Source organism: Blautia sp. ZXY-1-C6 (assembly GCF_056339875.1).
In genome coordinates this window covers 1-3,964 of record NZ_JBWJVQ010000085.1, presented here as the reverse complement: position 1 = coordinate 3,964, position 3,964 = coordinate 1, and the positions used below count along the sequence as shown (strand labels likewise).

The following is a 3,964-nucleotide window of genomic DNA, read 5'->3' as shown; positions in this document are numbered from 1 at the left end:
TCAGATTCCATGTCAGATTCCTGCTGATCACAACATCAAACACATCATCCTCAAATTCCAGATTCTGAGCATCCATCTTATAAAAAGAAATCCGCTCACAAAGATTACCGGCATTCCTCTTCGCGGTATCCAACATCTCCTGCGTATAATCAACAGCAGTCACCTTATATCCCGCCTCAGCCAGAATAACAGGAAAAAATCCAGGTCCTGTTCCGATATCCAAAATCTTAATCTCATCCTTCGCTTTCTCCGGGAACTGCCCTTTCAACACCTCAAGCCATGCCCCCTTCTGCATCCCATTCAATTCCTTATGATTAACTTCAGAATACCCCTCAGCCCGGGTAGTCCAGTAACTCTCAATCTCCGATAATAAATCCTTCACCTTATGCCAACCTCCATGCACGCAATTTATAATCATATATAGCCAAAATTATATCAAATCCCTCCCCTTTCCAACAAGCCCTCCCGGGGGATATATTTCACATCTCAATTCATTTTTGCATAAACAAAGTCCTTCTTAAAACTTTTTCACACTTCGCCTTGTATTTATATATTAACCAAAACCAGCGAAGCAGGCGTATAGTTGTACCGGATGCATTTGCAGGCATCTTAGAGATTCTTAGTCCTCGGAAATCTGCGTTATGAGACGAAAAGTCCCTTGTCTGAGCGACAGCGAGTAATTCCGGACTTTTCGTCTCATGCTTTTAGCGGATTTTCGAGGGCTTAGAATCTCTTAGATGCCGAAACCGTATCCGGTACAACTATACGCCTGCTTCGCGTCCCTTTTTTAAACAAATAAAGCTGCCATACCCCAAAAAGAGGATATGACAGCTATATATTTTTACTCAGATAGCTCCAAGAATCTTCCGGGCATTATCAATCCTTTCCTGCGTCGGAGGATTAACCCCCTCCAGTGGATAAGAAAGCCCCAGATTCTCCCATTTAAACTTACCAAGCGTATGATAAGGGAGCACCTCCACTCTCTCCACATTGGAAAGAGTATGGATAAAATCAGCTAACCGGTGCAGATATTCATCCTTATCACTTCCGTCCGGCACAAGCACATGACGGATCCATACAGGTTTTTTCATATCAGAAAGTTCCCGCGCCATCGCAAGAATATTCTTATTGGAATGACCGGTAAGCTTAATATGCTCCTGCTCGTCAATCTGCTTGATATCAAGCATTACAAGATCTGTATACTTCATAAGCTCCAGCCATCCGGAATGCCATGGTTCCTGATCAGTGAAGGGATTTCCACTGGTATCAAGATTCGTATGCACACCCTCTGCCTTTGCCTTCTTAAAAAATTCTGTAAGAAAATCCATCTGAAGCAATGGCTCACCACCGCTTACAGTGATACCGCCTTTGCTGCCCCAGTAGCCCTTATAACGTAAAGCTTTCTTAAGAAGCTCATCTGCCGTATAAAGCTCTCCCTGCTTCATCTTCCAGGTATCCGGATTATGACAGAACTGACATCTCATAGCACAGCCGCTTAAAAAAATCACATATCTTACTCCGGGTCCGTCAACGGACCCGAAGCTTTCTAAAGAATGAACATAGCCTTTTATCTGTTTATTATCCATTATATCATCATCCATTAATTACATTCTGTCGTGGCAGGTTCTGGCAATAACGTCTAACTGCTGCTCTCTTGTAAGGTCGATGAACTTAACAGCATATCCGGATACACGGATTGTGAAGTTTGCATACTCTTCTTTTTCCGGATGTTCCATAGCGTCGATCAGTTTCTCTTTACCAAATACGTTTACATTGAGGTGATGAGCACCCTGATCAAAGTATCCGTCAAGTACATGTACCAGATTCTCTGAACGCTCGTCATCACTGTGTCCCAGAGCATCAGGATTGATTGTCTGAGTATTGGAGATACCGTCAAGAGCATCTTCATAGTCAAGCTTGGCAACAGAGTTCAGGGAAGCAAGAAGACCGTTCTGCTCTGCACCGTAAGATGGGTTTGCGCCAGGTGCAAGAGGTTCCCCTGCTTTTCTTCCATCCGGAAGAGATCCAGTAGCCTTACCATAAACAACGTTGGAAGTAATAGTAAGGATAGATGTGGTTGGCTTGGAATCACGGTAAGTATGGATGTGTTTCAGTTTCTCAAGGAATGTAGACAGAAGAGTTGTTGCAATCTCGTCTGCTCTGTCATCATCATTACCATAACGTGGGAAGTCACCCTCAACCTGGAAATCTGTTGTAATACCGTCTTCATCGCGGATAGCTTTAACTTTTGCATATTTGATAGCGGACAGGGAGTCTACTACATGAGAGAATCCTGCGATACCTGTTGCGAAAGAACGCTCAACCTTTGTATCGATCAGAGCCATCTCTGCTGCTTCGTAGTAGTATTTGTCATGCATGTAGTGGATCATGTTCAGTGTTCCGACATACAGATGAGCCAGCCAGTCCATCATTTTATCATATTTTGCAATTACTTCATCATAGTCAAGATATTCAGAAGTGATCGGCTGATAGTTTGGTCCTACCTGCTGTTTTGTCTTCTCATCAACACCGCCGTTGATCGCATAAAGAAGGCATTTTGCAAGGTTTGCACGAGCGCCGAAGAACTGCATCTCTTTACCTGTCTCTGTAGCAGATACACAGCAGCAGATGCTGTAGTCATCGCCCCATACCGGACGCATAACATCATCATTCTCATACTGAACAGAACTTGTTGTAACAGAAATATTTGCAGCATATTTCTTGAAGTTCTCAGGCAAGTCTTGAAGAATAAAGTACTGTAAGGTTTGGTTCCGGAGCCGGTCCCATATCTTCCAGTGTGTGCAGGAAACGATAGTCGTTCTTTGTTACCATGGAACGTCCGTCCTGTCCCATACCTGCTACTTCCAGAGTTGCCCATACCGGGTCACCGGAGAATAACTGGTTGTAAGAAGGGATACGTGCAAATTTAACCATACGGAATTTCATTACCATGTGGTCAACAAGCTCCTGAGCTTCTTTCTCTGTAAGAGTTCCGTTCTGAAGATCTCTTTCAATATAAATATCAAGGAATGTGGAAATACGTCCGACACTCATTGCAGCACCGTTCTGAGTTTTGATGGCTGCAAGATATCCGAAGTACAGCCACTGGAAAGCTTCTCTTGCATCTTTGGCCGGTTTGGAGATATCATATCCATAAGATTCAGCCATAACTTTCATGCCTTTCAGAGCACGGATCTGATCAGCGATCTCTTCACGAAGCTGGAAGTCATAACGTCTCATACCCTGACGGTCGCATGCTGCGAAGTCTTTCTGTTTTCCTTCGATCAGAGCGTCGATTCCGTACAGAGCCACACGTCTGTAGTCGCCAACGATACGTCCACGTCCGTAAGTATCCGGAAGACCTGTAAGGATCTTGTTGTGACGTGCTACTTTCATCTCAGGTGTGTAGATATCAAATACACCCTGGTTGTGAGTTTTAAATTCATAGTTGTGGAAAACATCTTTAATCTTGTCACTTACTTTATATCCGTAAGTTTCACAAGCCTGCTCTGCCATTTTGATACCGCCGTATGGCATGAAAGCACGTTTCAGAGGTTTATCTGTCTGAAGACCAACAACTTTTTCAAGGTCTTTTGTTTCTTCATCAATATATCCGGGACCATATGCTGTCAGAGATGTAACTACCTCTGTCTCCATATCAAGAACTCCGCCTTTAGCACGTTCTTCTTTCTGAAGTGCCTGGAGCTTGCCCCACAGTTTGTTTGTAGCTTCTGTAGGTCCTTCCAGGAAAGAAGCATCACCGTCATATGGTGTATAGTTCATTCCAATAAAGTTACGTACATCGATTTTTTCTTTCCAACGGTTGCCCTTAAAGCCATTCCACTGTTCGAAATTTTTCATTCTTTTACCTCTTTCTCTAAAATATTTCCGCGCATTTCTCACTGGCCTGGAGTGAGATAATAAAATGTAAATTGTACTTATTTAGGACACTTTTCTGTCCACG

The 3,964-nt window shown here is 43.4% G+C and carries 2 protein-coding genes and 1 pseudogene; all 3 read right to left on the bottom strand.

Annotated elements, in window-relative coordinates:
* Nucleotides 1–382: class I SAM-dependent methyltransferase (locus AC075J_RS03300; protein WP_476389986.1), on the bottom strand; the 382-nt coding region annotated here is incomplete at its 3' end.
* A 463-nt stretch (nt 383–845) separates the two neighbouring features.
* Nucleotides 846–1,586, bottom strand: coding sequence for a pyruvate formate-lyase-activating protein (gene pflA / locus AC075J_RS03295; RefSeq protein ID WP_022381418.1), 741 nt, complete (start codon nt 1,584–1,586; stop codon nt 846–848).
* Between the two features lie 18 nt (nt 1,587–1,604).
* A pseudogene (gene pflB / locus AC075J_RS03290) lies at nt 1,605–3,861 on the bottom strand (formate C-acetyltransferase).
* Between the last annotated feature and the right edge of the window lie 103 nt (nt 3,862–3,964).

Excerpts from the sequence above, each read along its gene's own strand:
- pflA (WP_022381418.1), bottom strand. The coding sequence starts at position 1,586 with ATGGATAATAAACAGATAAAAGGCTATGTTCATTCTTTAGAAAGCTTC.